General features: G+C 60.6%; 14 protein-coding genes. 6 read left to right on the top strand and 8 right to left on the bottom strand.

From position 1 onward, the window contains the following. Positions 1–936, top strand: a complete 936-nt coding sequence (locus PG898_RS13570) for an ABC transporter substrate-binding protein (RefSeq protein WP_396336606.1) — start codon at positions 1–3, stop codon at positions 934–936. Further along, a complete protein-coding gene (gene fhuB / locus PG898_RS13565) occupies positions 933–2,915 on the top strand; it encodes a Fe(3+)-hydroxamate ABC transporter permease FhuB (RefSeq protein ID WP_270824372.1) in 1,983 nt (660 codons plus the stop codon). Before PG898_RS13570 ends, fhuB begins: the two co-directional genes overlap by 4 nt. Positions 2,916–2,985: 70 nt before the next feature. Here the strand turns inward: fhuB and mnmE are convergent, their stop codons facing one another. From mnmE to PG898_RS13525, 8 genes are all read right to left on the bottom strand, one after another. Further along, positions 2,986–4,347, bottom strand: coding sequence for a tRNA uridine-5-carboxymethylaminomethyl(34) synthesis GTPase MnmE (mnmE, locus tag PG898_RS13560; protein WP_270824373.1), 1,362 nt, complete (start codon positions 4,345–4,347; stop codon positions 2,986–2,988). 109 nt (positions 4,348–4,456) lie between these two features. Beyond that, positions 4,457–6,103, bottom strand: coding sequence for a membrane protein insertase YidC (gene yidC / locus PG898_RS13555; protein WP_041206623.1), 1,647 nt, complete (start codon positions 6,101–6,103; stop codon positions 4,457–4,459). A 5-nt stretch (positions 6,104–6,108) separates the two neighbouring features. After that, complete coding sequence (yidD, locus tag PG898_RS13550) at positions 6,109–6,357, bottom strand: membrane protein insertion efficiency factor YidD (protein ID WP_010672280.1); 249 nt, start codon at positions 6,355–6,357, stop codon at positions 6,109–6,111. Then, entirely contained in the window at positions 6,324–6,683 is a 360-nt protein-coding gene (gene rnpA / locus PG898_RS13545; protein WP_025328882.1) for a ribonuclease P protein component, read from the bottom strand. Before rnpA ends, yidD begins: the two co-directional genes overlap by 34 nt. Next, on the bottom strand, positions 6,683–6,817 hold the full coding sequence (gene rpmH / locus PG898_RS13540; RefSeq protein ID WP_005307156.1) for a 50S ribosomal protein L34: 135 nt from the start codon (positions 6,815–6,817) through the stop codon (positions 6,683–6,685). Before rpmH ends, rnpA begins: the two co-directional genes overlap by 1 nt. 269 nt (positions 6,818–7,086) lie before the next feature. Next, positions 7,087–7,821, bottom strand: a complete 735-nt coding sequence (locus PG898_RS13535) for an amino acid ABC transporter ATP-binding protein (protein ID WP_005326294.1) — start codon at positions 7,819–7,821, stop codon at positions 7,087–7,089. Between the two features lie 93 nt (positions 7,822–7,914). Further along, on the bottom strand, positions 7,915–8,583 hold the full coding sequence (locus PG898_RS13530; RefSeq protein ID WP_082030189.1) for an amino acid ABC transporter permease: 669 nt from the start codon (positions 8,581–8,583) through the stop codon (positions 7,915–7,917). Beyond that, entirely contained in the window at positions 8,584–9,342 is a 759-nt protein-coding gene (locus tag PG898_RS13525) for an amino acid ABC transporter substrate-binding protein (protein WP_042650677.1), read from the bottom strand. 310 nt (positions 9,343–9,652) lie between these two features. Here PG898_RS13525 and dnaA point away from each other — a divergent pair, with 310 nt between their 5' ends. From dnaA to gyrB, 4 genes are all read left to right on the top strand, one after another. After that, complete coding sequence (gene dnaA / locus PG898_RS13520; protein ID WP_041206622.1) at positions 9,653–11,023, top strand: chromosomal replication initiator protein DnaA; 1,371 nt, start codon at positions 9,653–9,655, stop codon at positions 11,021–11,023. 83 nt (positions 11,024–11,106) lie between these two features. Further along, positions 11,107–12,210, top strand: coding sequence for a DNA polymerase III subunit beta (gene dnaN, locus PG898_RS13515; protein ID WP_005326306.1), 1,104 nt, complete (start codon positions 11,107–11,109; stop codon positions 12,208–12,210). Positions 12,211–12,212: 2 nt separating this feature from the next. Continuing rightward, entirely contained in the window at positions 12,213–13,316 is a 1,104-nt protein-coding gene (gene recF / locus PG898_RS13510) for a DNA replication/repair protein RecF (RefSeq protein ID WP_005326309.1), read from the top strand. Then, positions 13,313–15,724: a DNA topoisomerase (ATP-hydrolyzing) subunit B gene (gene gyrB / locus PG898_RS13505; RefSeq protein WP_042650676.1), complete on the top strand. Its 2,412-nt coding sequence runs from the start codon at positions 13,313–13,315 to the stop codon at positions 15,722–15,724. Before recF ends, gyrB begins: the two co-directional genes overlap by 4 nt. Positions 15,725–15,838: the final 114 nt, after the last annotated feature.

The following is a 15,838-nucleotide window of genomic DNA, read 5'->3' as shown; positions in this document are numbered from 1 at the left end:
TTGAATCGTCTACTTAAAATTGTCCCCTGCCTCGTCAGCCTGCTGCTGTCGCTGGCGACGCAGGCCGAGACGCAGCCCGTAGCCCCTGTTGCCGACGGTACGGTTCCGCGTATCGCCACCGTGGACTGGACCATAGCCGAAACCCTGCTGGCCCTCGGCGTGACACCGCTGGCCATGGGGGATGTGGAGTCCTATCGCGCCTGGGTCGGGGAGCCGACACTGCCGGTGGATGTAGTGGATATCGGCCTGCGGATGCAGCCTAACCGCGAGCTGCTGGCCGAGCTCAAGCCCGACCTCATCCTCATCTCCCCGCTGATGGCGTCGCTGGAGCCTACCCTGTCCCGCATCGCCCCGGTGCAATCCATCGCCCTCTATGAACCCGATGCGGATCTGTGGCAGCGGCTGCGCGAGGCGACCCTGACCATAGCCGCGCTGGTGAACAGAACCGCCGAGGCCGAGCGCCAGCTCACCGTACTGGACAGGGATCTGGCCCGGATGAAGACAAGCTTGCCGGCGGAGCTGCCACCCTTGTTGCTGGTGCAGTTTATCGACGAGCGCCACGTGCGGGTATTCGGTCGCCACAGCCTGTTCGAGGCAGTGATGGCGCGGCTCGGCCTGCACAACGCCTGGCAGGGGGAGACCAATGCCTGGGGGTTCTCTGTGGTCAGTCTGGAACAATTCCTTACCCTGCCTGAGGCCCGACTGGTGGTGGTGGATCCTGTCCCGGTCGGGGTGAGCGAGCGGCTGCAGGAGCCCGGGCTCTGGCAGCATCTACCGCTGGTGAAGCAGGGCAAGGTGCTCCATCTGCCCGCCGTCTGGAGTTTCGGCGGCATATTGGCCGCCCGCCGCTTCGCCGACCTGTTGAGTGAGGCCCTGCGAGAGGCGTCACCCTCCGATCCGGCAACCCATGTGAACACCAAGGGGGGCACCCGATGAATCACCTTCTTCCCGCCTCTCTGCTGCGCCCCGGCCTCTGCCTGCTGCTGCTTACCGGCGTGCTGGCCGGTTGGGATCTGGCCCATCAGTTGCCGGATGCGCCCTGGTGGCAGGCCATCTTCTCGCCCAATCTGGACGACGCCCGCCAGGCGGTCATTCACTTCAGCTGGCTGCCGCGGCTGGTGGTCTGCCTGCTGGCCGGTGCCGCCCTCGGGCTAGCCGGCACCCTGATGCAGCAGGTGCTGCGCAATCCCCTCGCGTCCCCCACCACGCTGGGGGTGGCCTCCGGCGCCCAGCTGGCGCTGATGATGGTGACCCTGTTCGCCCCCTCCTGGCTGCTGATCGGGCGCGAGTGGATCGCCATGGCGGGGGGGAGCCTTGCGATGGCACTAGTGTTTGCCCTGGCCTGGCGTCGCCAGCTCAACCCTGTGGTTATCGTATTCGCCGGCCTGGTGATCAACCTCTATCTGGCGGCCATCAGCATGGGGCTGCTGCTCTTCTTCCAGGAGGAGCTCAAGGGCCTGCTGGTGTGGGGCAGCGGTTCCCTGGCCCAGAACAGCTGGAGCGGCGTCCTCTACCTGCTGCCACGGTTGCTGGTGGCGGTTGTGCTGGCGGCGCTGCTGGTTCGCCCCCTGGCGGTGTTGGAGCTGGATGACGCCAGCGCTCGTAGCCTGGGGGTCTCCCTCAAGCAGCTGCGCTTCGCCGGCCTCGGCCTCGCGGTCTTCATCACCGCCTGCGTGGTGAGCGTAGTGGGGCTGATCGGCTTCATCGGGCTGGCGGCCCCTGTGATGGTGCGGATGCTGGGGGTGAGGCAGCTCGGTTTACGCCTGCTGTGGGCCCCCGTGCTGGGCGCCCTGCTGCTGGCGGCCACCGATCTGCTGCTGCAATCTCTGACCCGCTTCTGGCCCGTGCTGATCCCGACCGGCGCCATGACGGCCCTGCTGGGGGCTCCGCTGCTGCTCTGGCTTATCCCTCGGCTTGCCTTCAAGTCTGGCGCCCCCAAGGCCGCCAGCGACCTGACGGTGGCACGCCATGGCGCACCCGTTCGCCTTATTGGCCTGCTGTTGATGGGGCTGGTATTGGCGGTGATCGCCTCCCTGCTGTTTGGGCAGGGGATGGATGGCTGGCATTGGCCGAGCTGGTTCAGGTGGCAAGCCCAGCTGGAGTGGCGCCTGCCGCGCGCGTTGGCGGCTGGGGCGGCTGGCGTGCTGCTAGCGCTGGCGGGCACCCTGTTGCAGCGGGTCAGCAACAACCCCATGGCGAGCCCGGAGCTGCTGGGGGTGAGCGGCGGTACCTTTATGGGGGTGATAGCGACGGCCTTGCTGCTGCCTGCCTTGCCGCTGCCCCTGATGTTGCTGGGGGGCGTGCTGGGAGCCTTCGTCTGCCTGCTGCTGCTGGTGCTGATCAACCGCAAAAACGGCTTCCAGCCGGAGCGGATCCTGCTCTCCGGCATCGCCATCACGGCGCTGTTCGAGCCGCTGCAGGCCATCGCCCTGGCCAACGGCGACCTGCGGGTGCAGCAGTTGCTCTCCTGGATGTCCGGCTCAACCTATTACGTCACCCCGCCGGTGGCCTATGGCCTGACCGGTCTGGCGCTGCTGATGCTGGCGGCCTGCCTGCTGGTGAGCCGCTGGCTCGATCTGATGCCCATGGGGCCGGCGGTGGCGACTGCGCTCGGCATTCGTCTCAACCGCGCCCAGCTCATCATACTGCTGCTGGTGGCCGTGCTCACCGCCAGTGCGACCATGGTGATAGGCCCGCTCTCCTTCGCCGGTTTGCTGGCCCCCCACATGGCCAAGCTGATGGGGTTGGTGCGTGCGCGCTGGCACCTGCTCGGAGCGGCGGGATGCGGGGCCCTGCTCATGGTGTTGGCGGACTGGGTCGGCCAGCAGATCCTGTTCCCGCAGGAGGTGCCGGTCGGGCTGGTCTCCACCTTGTTAGGGGGCGCTTACTTCATGTGGTGCCTGCGCCGCCTCTAGGTTTGCGGATAAAAAATGCACAAAAAAAGCCCGGGATGATCCCGGGCTTTTCATTGCCTGCCGTGCAGGCTTATTTGCCGATGCAGAAGCTGGAGAAGATGCGACCCAGCAGATCGTCCGAGCTGAACTCGCCGGTGATCTCGCTGAGGGACTCCTGGGCCAGGCGCAGCTCCTCGGCCACCAGCTCGCCGGCCACGAAGACCTCGAGCTGCTCCCTGGCCACCAGCAGCCGCTCGGCGGCGCGCTCCAGGGCGTCCAGGTGGCGGCGGCGAGCCATGAAGCCCCCCTCTGTGTTGCCCTGGAAGCCCATGCAGGCTTTCAGGTGCTCGCGCAGGGCGGGCAGCCCCAGCTCGGTCTTGGCGGAGATGCGGTAGACGGCGTGACCCAGCTCCTGACTCGGAGCCAGATCCTCGCCGGTCAGGTCGGCCTTGTTGCGCACAACTGTGAGACCGATCTTTTTTGGCAACCGATCAACAAATTCCGGCCAGATCTCCCGCGGGTCGACCGCATCCGTGGTGGTGCCATCCACCATGAAGAGCACCCGGTCGGCCTGCTCTATTTCGGCCCAGGCACGCTCGATGCCGATCTGCTCCACCTTGTCCTGGGTATCGCGCAGGCCGGCGGTATCGATGATGTGCAGCGGCATGCCATCCAGATGGATGTGCTCGCGCAACACGTCGCGGGTGGTGCCGGCGATTTCGGTGACGATGGCGGATTCGCGCCCTGCCAGGGCGTTGAGCAGGCTGGATTTGCCGGCGTTGGGACGACCGGCGATCACCACCTTCATCCCTTCCCGCAGCAGGGCGCCTTGCTTGGCTTCGCCGCGCACCGCATCCAGCTCTGCCATGATGCCGTACAGATCCCCCGCCACCTTGCCGTCTGAGAGGAAGTCGATCTCCTCATCCGGGAAGTCGATGGCGGCCTCCACATAGATGCGCAATCGGGTGAGACTCTCCACCAGCTGCTGGATCTTGCCGGAGAACTGTCCCTGCAGGGAGTGCATGGCACTGCGGGCCGCCTGCTCGCTGGAGGCTTCGATCAGATCGGCGATAGCTTCGGCCTGGGCCAGATCCAGCTTGTCGTTGAGGAAGGCGCGCTCGCTGAACTCGCCGGGACGAGCAGGGCGGATGCCCTCGATTTGCAGAATGCGGCGGATCAACATGTCCAGGATGACGGGGCCGCCGTGGCCCTGCAGCTCCAGCACATCCTCGCCGGTGAAGCTGTTGGGGGCCTTGAACAGCAGGGCTATGCCTTGATCCAGAGGCTGGCCCTGCTCGTCCTTGAACGGCAGATATTCGGCATAGCGCACCCTGGGCAGTCGACCGAGTACGATTTCGGCGACTCGTTCGGCGGCGGGGCCCGAGACGCGGACTATGCCGACGCCACCCCGGCCGGGGGCGGTGGCCTGGGCCACGATGGTATCTGTTGTCATCTTGCTTGACTCATTTGTTCGCTGATGGTTCACAGCAGTGGGGTCATTGTAATAAAAAAGGCGGCCCGAAGGCCGCCTCTTTTGTCATCCATCTTGCCATCGGGAACGATTAGCTGCGGGTATGCAGGCCTTTCTTTTCCAGCTGACGATAGATGATGGTCTGCTGGGTGATGGAGATGACGTTGCTCACCAGCCAGTACAGGGTCAGACCTGCCGGGAACCAGAGGAACATGAAGGTGAAGATGATCGGCATGAACTGCATCACCTTCTGCTGCATCGGGTCCGTGATGGTGGTCGGGCTCATCTTCTGCAGATACCACATGGAGGCACCCATGAGGATTGGCAGCACGAAGAAGGGGTCCTTCACCGACAGGTCGGTAATCCACAAGGCGAACGGCGCGTGACGCAGCTCGACAGACTCCATCAGTGCCCAGTACAGGGCGATGAAGATGGGCATCTGCACCAGGATCGGCAGACAGCCACCGAGCGGGTTGACCTTCTCCTTCTTGTACAGCTCCATCATGCCCTGAGACATCTTCTGGCGATCGTCACCGAAGCGTTCCTTGAGCGCCGCCAGCTTGGGCTGGAGCATGCGCATCTTGGCCATGGAGGTGTACTGGGCCTTGGTCAGCGGGAACATGATGCCGCGAACCAGCAGGGTCAGCATGATGATGGCTACACCCCAGTTCTGGACGAAACCGTGGAACACGGTCAGCAGCCAGTGCAGCGGTTGGGCGATGAACCAGAGCCAGCCGTAGTCGACGGTCAGGTCCAGGTGGTTTGCCACCTTGGCCATCTGATCCTGCAACTTGGGACCGACCCACAGCTTGCCGCTCACTTCGGCCTGCTGACCGGCAGCCACGTCAACCAGCGGCGCCTTGTAGCCTATGATGGCCTGGTCTTTACCCGGGATCACGCGGCTGTAGAAGCTGTTGGTGTCCTCGGCATTCGGTGCCCAGGCTGAGACGAAGTAGTGTTGCAGCATGGCGACCCAACCACCCTTGGTGGTCTTGTTCAGGTCGGCATCCTTCATCTCGTCGAAGGTGTACTTCTTGTAGCGGGTATCTTCGCTGGAGAAGGCACCACCACGGTAGGCGCTGGCCACCATGGCATGACCTTCCTGGTCCTTCGGCGTGGTCACGGTCTGCTTCAGCTGACCATAGAACTGCACCTGAACCGGCTCGGCAGACTTGTTGTCGATCTTGTAATCGACACCGATGGCGTAGTCACCGCGCTTGAGCACGAACTCCTTGGTGAAGACGACGCCCTTGCTGTCGGTCCAGGTCATCGGTACGACGACTTGATCCTGACCGTCGGCCAGCTGGTAGCTGGTCTGGGCGGCTTCATAGGTGGGACGACCCTGGGGCTGGCTGTCCGGGCCATCGCGACCCACCAGACCACTCTGGGCAACATAGAGGTGCGCAGGCTGGCTGGTCAGCAGGGTGAATGGCTGTTCCTTGCCTTCTTCCAGCTTGTGGGCCAGCAGTTCGGCAGAGACGATGTCACCGCCCTGGGTATCCAGGGTCAGCTTGAGCACGTCGGAGGAGACGGTGACCAGCTTGCGTGCGGTGGTGGCGTTGGCTTGCTCGGAAACCTGAGGAATATCACCGGTCTGACCGGCTTCAGGTACGAAATGTTCGGTTTGGGCCACGGTAGTCGGGGCCGGCTTCGGAGCCTTGTCGGACTCCCACTGTTGCCAGAGCAAGAAGCTCACGAACAGCAAACCGATCAGGAGTAAATTGCGTTGTGATTCCATAGTCTTCAGTTTCTTCGCTTTGGTTGCGGAACCGGGTCATAACCACCCTCGGATAAGGGATGGCATTTTAATAGACGTTTGCTGGCTAACCAAACGCCTTTTATGAAACCGTGAAGTCGGATTGCTTCTATCGCAAATTGGGAACAAGTCGGGGTGAAACGGCAGCGCGGCCCGAGCAGGGGACTAATGATTAGCTGATACAGGCGTATCAGTTTGATAGCTACCCATTGCAACGGCGTGACAGAGTGCGCCATAGCTTTTCCAGTAACTTGAACAGCTCTTCGTTGTCCATCTCCTTCACGCCACCCTTGGCTATGACGACGATGTCGATAGCGGGCAGATTGGCTTGATTGAGACGGAAGCTCTCCCGTACCACTCGTTTGACACGATTACGCCAGACGGCACGCTTGAGTGCTTTTTTGGGCACAGCTAGGCCAAGACGGGGGTGTTCGAGGGAATTGGGGCAAGCAAGAAGCGTAATTTGCGGAGAAGCGGCCCGGACAGGCTCGGCGAAAACGCGTTTGAAGTGTTCGGGAGTTAACAGACGTAACTCCCGAGAGAAGGTGTGCTGGGTAGGCATTAGACTACCAGGCGGGCACGACCCTTGGCACGACGAGCGGCCAGAACTTTGCGGCCGTTGGCAGTAGCCATGCGAGCGCGGAAACCGTGAGAGCGCTTGCGCTTCAGGTTGGACGGTTGAAAAGTACGTTTCATGATTCGATTCCGTATTTCTGTACAGTTTTGATTGTCACACTTAGCCGACGCGCCAGCTATAGCGTGTGACGACTAGCAAAAGAGGCCGAATTCTAAACAGAGTTCGGCTTCTCGTCAATCCGCCGTTCCCTCTCATCTTCTTCTGGCTCAACAATAAGCAGGAGAAGCTGGCAGGATCCAGAGGATCAAGGGCCCCGAATTATACTGGCAACCCCGGGTTAAACAAGGATCCACCAATAAAAAAGGCGGCCAGGCCGCCAAAGAGAGAGCTATTTCAGCACTTTTCGCAGGAACTCCCGGGTGCGGGGATCCTGCGGATCGACCAATATCTGATCCGGCGGGCCCTGTTCGACGATCCGGCCTCCCTCCATGAAGATCACCCGGTCTGCGACATCACGGGCAAACTCGATCTCGTGGGTCACCACCACCATGGTCTGATGCTGGCGGGCAAGCTCCTTCATCAGCCCCAGCACCTCGTCGACCCATTCGGGATCCAGGGCCGAGGTGGGCTCATCGAACAGGATGACCTTGGAGTGAGCCGCCATGGCGCGACCTATGCCGACCCGCTGCTGCTGGCCGCCGGAGAGGGAGGCCGGGTAGGCGTCCTGCTTGTCGGCGAGGCCTATGTCCTTGAGGATGCCAAGGGCGGTGGCACGGGCCTCCGCCTTCGGCTGTTTCCAGACGGTGATCAGCCCCTCGGCTATGTTGTCCAGCGCCGTCTTGTTGGCAAACAGGGCATAGTTCTGGAACACGAAGGAGGCGCGCTTGCGCAGCTCAATGGCCTGCTGCTCGCTGGCATGGGCTAGATCCAGCTGCAGATCATCGATGGCAAGGGTGCCTGCATCCGGAGTCTCCAGCAGGTTGAGGCAGCGCAGCAGGGTTGACTTGCCGGTGCCAGAGGGACCGATGATGACGACAATGTCACCCTTCTTCACCTCCAGATCGATGCCGTTCAATACCTGATTGCCGTCATAGGCCTTGGAAAGACCCGTTAACTTGATCATGACAGGTCTCCTTTAACAGGCGCGGCCGTTGAGAGGTACTTCCAGCCTGTGCCGCAAGTGGGTAATGGCTTGTTCATCATCGCTGGCATCCTCTTAGTAAGCACGATTGAGGCGTACTTCCAGCAGGTGCTGCAAGCGGGTGAAGAAGATGACTACCACCCAGTAGACCAGGGCCACTGCCATGAAGCTCTCGAAGAACTTGAAGGAGGAGGCCGCTTCCATCTGCGCCTTGCCCATTATCTCCGCCACTCCCAGGGTAAACGCCAGTGAGGTGCTCTTGATCATGTCGATGAAGTAGTTCATCAACGATGGTGTCGCGATGCGGGCAGCTTGTGGCAGTATGATCCGCTGCATCGCCTGCAGCCGGCTCATGCCGATGCTGAGAGCGGCTTCCATCTGGCTCTTGTGGATGCCGAGAATGGCGGCCCGGATCGACTCGGCCATGTAGGCGGCGAAGTGCAGGGTCAGACCTATGATGGCGGCGGTAAAGGCATCCATTCCCACGAAGATCGGAAACAGTTGCGGCAGCCCGTAGTAGAGCAGGAACAGCTGGACGAGCAGGGGGGTCCCCCGGAAGAACGAGATATACAGCATCGCCAGCCAGTGAATTGCGGGAACGCGAAACACTCGTACTATCGCCAGGATCAGCGACAGTACGAGTGCCAATACGAATCCCCACAGGGCCATTTCCATCGTGGTGCCCAGGTATTTGAGCAGGATGGGAAACAGCCCTAGCGTGTACTCGAGATCAAATTCCATCATTTATTTGCTGGTGATGTCCGCTGCGAACCATTTTTCCGAGATCTTGGTCAGGGAGCCGTCTTTGCGCATGGCGGTCAGCGCCTCGTCGACCTTCTTCAGCACGGCCTGTTTTTCCGGGGTCTTCAGGAAGGGCAGGGCGTTCTCGATGGTCTCGAACGGTGCGCCTGCCTGCTGCAGCGGCAGCTTGGACTCTTTGATCAGCTGGGCGGTGGAGACGCGGTCCATCACGAAGGCATCGATGCGACCCAGGGCGACGTCCTGCTCGAAGCTGGAGTCATAGGTACGGATGTCGATCTTCTTGTTGGGGTCGTTCTTGCGCAGCAGCTCTTCGAAGTTGGAGCCCAGGTTCACCGCAACTGTCTTGCCTTCCAGATCCTTGAGACCGTGGATGGTGCTGTTGCCCTTGCGCACTACTATCTGGGCGCCGTCATAGACGTAGGGCTGGGAGAAGGCGTACTTGGCCTTGCGCTCGTCGGTGATGGTGATCTGGTTGGAGATGGTATCGACGCGACCGGTTTCCAGCATGCCGAACAGGCCTGAGAAGCTGGCGGTGACGAACTCGACCTTGTAACCGGTGCGCTCACCGATCTGGTTCCACATGTCCACCTCGAAGCCCTGCAGCTTGTCCTGCTTGACGAAGGTGAACGGGAAATACTTGCCGGACATGCCGACCTTGATGGTTTCCTGGGCGATGGCCTGGCCGGACAGGCTGGCCAGCAGAATGGCGGCGCCGGAAATCAGCTTGATGGTGGTTTTCATGGGGATTCCTCTCTCTGTAGTTCTGTATTTTTAGTTGTAATCACGGGTTGGCGCTGATGTTATTGGAATAAAATATAAAGAATAAATGATATTTGGTTATATAAAATAACCGCAGCAGCAGGCTCTCATTCTGTCCACATCACCGGTCGGTGGCTGTGGGTAACTTTGGGGATGAAATCAGATCCTGGGGCGTTGGATCCTTGAAAGTCAAGGATCTTATTTGCTGGATCCGTGCGGCGGCAACTGGAGATCCAGCCACTAAAAACGTAGAATAGCCGGTCTTTACTTAATCAATTGACGGGAGTCTAGAGTGACTGCTTCGCTATGGCAGCAGTGCCTTAACCGGCTGCAAGATGAGTTGCCCTCGGCAGAATTCAGCATGTGGATCCGGCCGCTTCAAGCGGAGTTGAGTGACAATACTCTGACCCTGTATGCACCGAATCGCTTCGTTCTGGACTGGGTACGCGACAAGTACCTGCTCCGGGTCAATGGCATCATCAACGAGCTGTGCGGAGCCGATGCTCCCACCCTGCGTTTTGACATCGGTAATCGTCCCCATCCCGTCGCGGTCGCAAGAGCGCCGGCGCGCGGTGTCGATCCTGTGAATAACTCTCACAAGAGCTGGGAAAGCAAGGCTGAAACCAAGCCCGAGCCGAACCACAAGAGCAACACCAACGTGAACTACACCTTCGAGAATTTCGTCGAAGGTAAGTCCAACCAGTTGGCCCGAGCGGCGGCCCGTCAGGTGGCCGACAATCCGGGTGGCGCTTACAACCCGCTGTTCCTCTATGGCGGCACCGGTCTGGGCAAGACCCACTTGCTGCACGCCGTTGGCAACGCCATCAAGGAACGCAAGAAAGACGCCAAAGTCATCTACATGCACTCCGAACGGTTCGTGCAGGACATGGTGAAGGCGCTGCAGAATAACGCCATTGAAGAGTTCAAGCGTTATTACCGTAGCGTCGATGCCCTGCTCATCGATGACATCCAGTTCTTCGCCAACAAGGAGCGCTCCCAGGAGGAGTTCTTCCATACCTTCAACGCCCTGCTCGAAGGTAACCAGCAGATCATCCTGACCTCGGATCGTTATCCGAAGGAGATCAACGGTGTCGAGGATCGCCTCAAGTCCCGCTTCGGCTGGGGCCTGACGGTGGCGATCGAACCGCCCGAGCTGGAGACCCGCGTCGCGATCCTGATGCGTAAGGCGGACGAGAACCAGATTCATCTGCCGGACGAAGTGGCCTTCTTCATAGCCAAGCGTCTGCGCTCCAACGTCCGTGAACTGGAAGGCGCCCTCAACCGGGTGATCGCCAACGCCAACTTCACCGGCCGTGCCATCAACATCGACTTCGTGCGCGAGGCGCTGCGCGACCTGCTGGCCTTGCAGGAGAAGCTGGTCACCATCGACAACATCCAGAAGACGGTGGCGGAGTACTACAAGATCAAGCTGGCGGATCTGCTGTCCAAGCGTCGTTCCCGTTCCGTTGCCCGCCCGCGTCAGCTGGCGATGGCCCTGGCCAAGGAGCTGACCAACCATAGTTTGCCGGAGATAGGGGATGCCTTTGGTGGCCGTGACCACACCACCGTTCTTCATGCCTGCCGCAAGATCGAGCAGCTGAAGGAGGAGAGTCACGACATCAAGGAAGACTATTCCAACCTGATCCGTACCCTTTCGTCCTGATAACGGAACGGAGTGGACAGATGGGGCTCGAATATTCCAACCTGATCCGAAAATTTTCCTCCTAATCACAACGGAGAGCACAGATGCAGCTCGAAATTAGCCGTGAGGCCCTGTTACGTCCTCTGCAACTGGTGTCTGGTGCCCTGGGTGGCCGGCCGACCCTGCCCATCCTCGGCAACGTCCTGCTCGATGTCAGCAATGGCCTGCTGTCGCTGACCGGGACAGATCTCGAGGTGGAGATGATAGGCCAGGTCTATCTCAGCAGCGACAGCCAGGATGGGCGTACCACAGTGCCGGCCCGCAAGTTGCTAGATATCTGCCGCGGCCTGCCGGAAGGGGCGGATATCCGTCTCAACACCGAAGGCGAGCGGTTGATAATCCGTTCCGGCCGCTCCCGCTTCAATCTCTCGACCCTGCCGGCGACCGAGTACCCGAACATCGAGGACTGGGAATCCGTGCTCGAGTTCGACATCAGCCAGCTGGAGCTTAAAAAACTGATCGATGCGACCCAGTTCTCCATGGCCAGCCAGGATGTGCGTTACTACCTGAACGGCATGCTGTTCGAGAGCGAGGGCCATGGCCTGCGCACCGTCGCCACCGATGGTCACCGCCTGGCCACCTGCCGCCGCGAAGTGGTCGGGGAATCGCTGCCCGATCATCAGGTCATTCTGCCCCGCAAGGGCGTGCTGGAGCTGGTGCGCCTCTTGGAGGCGGAAGACAAGCCGGTGCGGTTGCAGGTCGGTCGCAGCAACCTGCGTGCCGCCCTGGATGGCTTCATCTTTACCTCCAAGCTGGTGGATGGCCGCTTCCCGGACTGGCGTCGCGTCATTCCCCGGGGGAGCGACAAGGCCCTGATCGCCGGTCGTGAGGATCTGCGCCAGGCCTTCGCCCGCGCCGCCATCCTCTCCAACGAGAAATTCCGTGGGGTGCGTCTCAATCTGCAGGAAAACCTGCTGCGCATCACCGCCAACAACCCGGAACAGGAAGAAGCCGAGGAGCTGCTTGACGTACAATATGCCGCTGGCGAGATGGAGATCGGCTTCAACGTCTCCTATGTGCTGGACGTGCTGAATACGTTAAAATGTGACCAAATCCGGATCAGCCTGAGCGATTCCATCAGCAGTGCCATTATTGAGGATTTTGACAGCCAAGATGCCCAGTATGTGGTGATGCCGATGCGGATCTAGTCGTGTCCCTGGTCAAACTCCAGCTCAGCGACTTTCGCAACATCCAGCACGCCAGTCTCGCGCTGTCCCCCGGCCTCAATATTCTGGTCGGGTGCAATGGCAGCGGCAAGACCAGCGTGCTGGAAGCCATCCATTACCTCGGTCTCGGTCGTTCTTTTCGTACTCACCTGACCGGGCGGGTCATCCGCCAGGGGGAGAGGGCGTTTACCCTGTTTGCCCAGTGCGAGCTGGAAGGGCGTCAGGTGCCCATCGGGCTTGCCAAGGACAAGGGGGGTGAGACTCAGCTCAAGATCGCCGGGGCCCAGGCCCAGCGATTGGCCGATCTGGCAGAACTGTTGCCGGTGCAGTTGATCCACCCCGATGGCTTCAACCTGCTGACCGGCGGGCCCCAGGCTCGCCGGGCCTGGCTGGACTGGGGCGTCTTCCATCAGGAGCCGACCTTCTTCTCCCTGTGGGGACGGGTGCGGCGTCTGCTGAAACAGCGCAATGCGCTGCTGCGCCAGAGCAGCCAGTATCGCCAGCTGGCGTTCTGGGATCAGGAGCTGGTGCGGCTCGGGGGTGAACTGGCGGAGTTTCGCGCCAGTTATTGTCAGGCCATTACCCCCCTGATCAAGGAGATGACGGCGGATTTTCTGCCGGAATTCGACATCAGCCTCGGTTTCTATCGGGGCTGGGAGAGAGAGACGCCCCTCGGCGACTTGCTGGAGGCGGGGTTCGAGCGGGATCGTTCGCTGGGGTACACTGGGGTCGGTCCGCAGAAGGCGGATGTGCGGCTCAAGGCGAACGGGGTACCCGCTCAGGATATTTTGTCCAGGGGTCAGTTGAAGTTGCTGGTCTGTGCCATGCGACTGGCTCAAGGGCTCTATTTGAATCAACATAGCAGCCGTGGCTGTATTTTTTTAATTGACGATTTTGCCTCTGAACTGGATGTCGACAAACGTCGCCTGCTGGCCGCAAGGCTGAAGCAGTGCGCGTCCCAGGTGTTTATCACCGCCATCGATACCGGTCAGCTCGCAGACATGATGGATGCGAGTGACTGCAAGCTGTTCCACGTGGAACAAGGCAAGATCTCCGAAACGTTAGAGAAGGCAGAGAGTAAGCTATGAGTGAAAATACTTACGACTCCTCGAATATCAAGGTGCTGAAGGGCCTGGATGCGGTCCGCAAGCGCCCGGGGATGTATATCGGCGATACGGATGATGGCTCGGGCCTGCACCACATGGTGTTCGAGGTCGTCGATAACTCCATTGACGAGGCTCTGGCTGGCTACTGCTCCGATATTCAGGTCAAGATCCATTCCGACGGTTCCGTCTCCGTGCGTGACAATGGCCGGGGCATCCCGGTCGACATGCACGAGGAAGAGGGCCGCTCCGCCGCCGAAGTCATCATGACGGTGCTGCACGCCGGCGGCAAATTCGATGACAACTCCTACAAGGTATCCGGCGGCCTGCACGGCGTGGGTGTCTCAGTAGTGAACGCCCTCTCTGACAAGCTGCTGCTGACCATACGTCGCAACGGCCACGTCTACGAGCAGACCTATCACCTGGGTGAGCCGCAGGCGCCGCTCAAGCAGATTGGCGACAGCACGGGCACAGGTACCGAAGTCCGCTTCTGGCCGAGCCCAACCATCTTTACCGATACCCTGTATCACTACGAGATCCTGGCCAAGCGTCTGCGTGAGCTCTCTTTCCTGAATTCCGGTGTCTCCATCCGCCTGATGGACGAGCGGGATGGCCGCGAGGCTCACTTCTGCTACGAGGGCGGCATCAAGGCCTTCGTCGAATACCTGAACCAGAACAAGACCCCGATCCATCCCAAGGTGTTTCACTTCACTACAGAGCAGGATGGCATCGGCGTCGAAGTGGCGATGCAGTGGAACGACGCCTATCAGGAAGGGGTCTATTGCTTCACCAACAACATCCCGCAGCGGGATGGGGGCACCCACCTGGTGGGCTTCCGTACCGCGCTGACCCGTACCCTCAACTCCTACATGGATAAAGAGGACTACAGCAAGAAGGCCAAGTCTGCCGCCAGTGGCGACGACGTCCGTGAAGGCCTGATTGCGGTCATCTCCGTCAAGGTACCGGATCCTAAGTTCTCCTCCCAGACCAAGGACAAGCTGGTCTCTTCCGAAGTGAAGACTGCCGTTGAACAGGCAATGGGCGAGAAGCTGGCGGACTTCCTGCTGGAAAACCCGGGCGACGCCAAGATCGTGGTCAACAAGATCATCGATGCGGCACGTGCCCGTGAAGCGGCCCGCAAGGCCCGCGAACTGACTCGCCGCAAGGGTGCGCTGGACATCGCCGGTCTGCCCGGCAAGCTGGCTGACTGCCAGGAGAAAGATCCGGCTCTCTCCGAACTCTACATAGTGGAAGGGGACTCTGCTGGCGGCTCCGCCAAGCAGGGTCGCAACCGCAAGAACCAGGCTATCCTGCCGCTCAAGGGCAAGATCCTGAACGTGGAGAAGGCCCGTTTCGACAAGATGATCTCCTCGCAAGAGGTAGGCACCCTGATCACGGCACTGGGCTGCGGTATCGGTCGCGACGAGTACAACCCGGACAAGCTGCGCTACCACAACATCATCATCATGACGGATGCGGACGTCGATGGTGCGCACATTCGTACCCTGCTGCTCACCTTCTTCTACCGTCAGATGCCGGAGATCATCGAGCGTGGCTACGTCTTCATCGCCCAGCCGCCGCTCTACAAGGTCAAGAAGGGTAAGCAGGAGCAGTATCTGAAAGACGAAGATGCGCTGCTGCAGTACCAGACCTCCATGGCGCTGGACGGTGCTACCCTGCACGTCAACGAGTCTGCCCCGGCTATCGGTGGCGAGGCGCTGGAGCGTCTGGTCAACCAGCACCGTGCCGTCTCTCACCTGATCACCCGCATGTCCCGCCGCGCCCCGGATGCCGTGCTGACCCAGCTGATCTATCAGCCTGAGTTGAACGAGACCCTGCTGGCCAGCGAGAGCGATCTGCTGGCCTGGTGCCAGGGAATGGAAGCCGTGCTCAACGAAAGCAACCACGGCATCCAGTACCAGATCCAGGTTCGTCGTGACGAAGAGCGCAGTCTGTTCGTGCCCCACGCCGTGGTACGTCAGCACGGTGTCGACCGCGAATACCCGCTCAGCTACGACTTCCTGCAGTCCGGTGAATACCGTCAGCTGGTCTCCCTGGGCAAGGAGATCGCCAACCTGATCGAGGATGGCGGTTTCATCAAGCGTGGCGAGAAGGTGAAGCCGGTGGCCAACTTCGTGGAAGCCGTCGACTGGCTGATGGGCGAAGGCAAGCGTGGCATCTACATCCAGCGTTATAAAGGACTGGGCGAGATGAACCCGGATCAGCTGTGGGAAACCACCATGGATCCGGAAGCCCGTCGCATGCTGCGCGTCACCATAGACGACGCCGTCGGTGCTGACCAGCTCTTCTCCACCCTGATGGGTGATGCGGTCGAACCCCGTCGTGACTTTATCGAGACCAACGCCCTGCGGGTCGCCAACCTCGACGTCTAATCGACTCGGTCAGACAGTAAAAAGCCGCTCCTTGTGAGCGGCTTTTTTGTTTTCAGGGAGAGGGAAATAGCACGTTCCACGTGAAACATGAAACCACCTTGGTGTTGATAATTC

The organism is Aeromonas sp. QDB31 (assembly GCF_027707605.1).
In the GTDB taxonomy this organism is placed as follows: domain Bacteria; phylum Pseudomonadota; class Gammaproteobacteria; order Enterobacterales; family Aeromonadaceae; genus Aeromonas; species Aeromonas media.
Note: the sequence above shows the minus strand (reverse complement) of the source record. Positions and strands in the feature narration are given on the sequence as shown.

Excerpts from the sequence above, each read along its gene's own strand:
- fhuB (WP_270824372.1), top strand. The coding sequence starts at position 933 with ATGAATCACCTTCTTCCCGCCTCTCTGCTGCGCCCCGGCCTCTGCCTG.
- mnmE (WP_270824373.1), bottom strand. The coding sequence starts at position 4,347 with ATGACAACAGATACCATCGTGGCCCAGGCCACCGCCCCCGGCCGGGGT.
- yidC (WP_041206623.1), bottom strand. The coding sequence starts at position 6,103 with ATGGAATCACAACGCAATTTACTCCTGATCGGTTTGCTGTTCGTGAGC.
- yidD (WP_010672280.1), bottom strand. The coding sequence starts at position 6,357 with ATGGCGCACTCTGTCACGCCGTTGCAATGGGTAGCTATCAAACTGATA.
- rnpA (WP_025328882.1), bottom strand. The coding sequence starts at position 6,683 with ATGCCTACCCAGCACACCTTCTCTCGGGAGTTACGTCTGTTAACTCCC.
- rpmH (WP_005307156.1), bottom strand. The coding sequence starts at position 6,817 with ATGAAACGTACTTTTCAACCGTCCAACCTGAAGCGCAAGCGCTCTCAC.
- PG898_RS13535 (WP_005326294.1), bottom strand. The coding sequence starts at position 7,821 with ATGATCAAGTTAACGGGTCTTTCCAAGGCCTATGACGGCAATCAGGTA.
- PG898_RS13530 (WP_082030189.1), bottom strand. The coding sequence starts at position 8,583 with ATGATGGAATTTGATCTCGAGTACACGCTAGGGCTGTTTCCCATCCTG.
- PG898_RS13525 (WP_042650677.1), bottom strand. The coding sequence starts at position 9,342 with ATGAAAACCACCATCAAGCTGATTTCCGGCGCCGCCATTCTGCTGGCC.
- dnaN (WP_005326306.1), top strand. The coding sequence starts at position 11,107 with ATGCAGCTCGAAATTAGCCGTGAGGCCCTGTTACGTCCTCTGCAACTG.
- gyrB (WP_042650676.1), top strand. The coding sequence starts at position 13,313 with ATGAGTGAAAATACTTACGACTCCTCGAATATCAAGGTGCTGAAGGGC.